This window comes from Glycocaulis albus, from assembly GCF_014639075.1.
GTDB classification, from domain to species: domain Bacteria; phylum Pseudomonadota; class Alphaproteobacteria; order Caulobacterales; family Maricaulaceae; genus Glycocaulis; species Glycocaulis albus.
In genome coordinates this window covers 1-512 of record NZ_BMFS01000027.1, presented here as the reverse complement: position 1 = coordinate 512, position 512 = coordinate 1, and the positions used below count along the sequence as shown (strand labels likewise).

General features: G+C 65.8%; 1 pseudogene. It reads right to left on the bottom strand.

Going from position 1 to position 512, the window contains the following annotated elements:
* Positions 1-512: pseudogene (locus IEV75_RS13835) on the bottom strand (RHS repeat domain-containing protein); the annotation flags it as partial.

Below are 512 nucleotides of genomic sequence, written 5' to 3'. Positions count from 1 at the left end.
TTGCGCTCTGTGATCCGGTTCAGATTGTCGTAAGCGTAGGTGATCTCGTGGCCCGAGCGGCGCCGGTGCGTGACCAGACGGCCTGCCGCATCATAGGTGAACTGCTCGCGGTCAGCGCTGTTGCTGGCATTGGCGCCCACGGTCTCGACCGGGTAGCGGATCTGGGAGAGACGGTCATGGCCGTCGCGCACATAGGTGGTGCGGTTGCTCGCCCCGTCGCGGATATAGGCGACATGCCCGTTGGCCCGGTAGTTGTAACGCGCCTCGATCCCCGCCTCGGAGGTGCCATAGCCATTGCGCACGATGCTGATCTGGCCAGCGGCGGTATAGGTGCGGTGGGTGATCCGGTCAGGGCCCTGCGATCCAGCCGTGCCTGGCACACACGCATCTGAAGGCGGCGAGCCGAAGGTGCCTGGGTTCATGCGCTGGGCCGAGCACTGCAGCCGGCCCGAGGCATCATAGCTGACCTGTTGCAGGGCGAGCGTGGTGGAACCGGATTTAAGCCGGGCCGC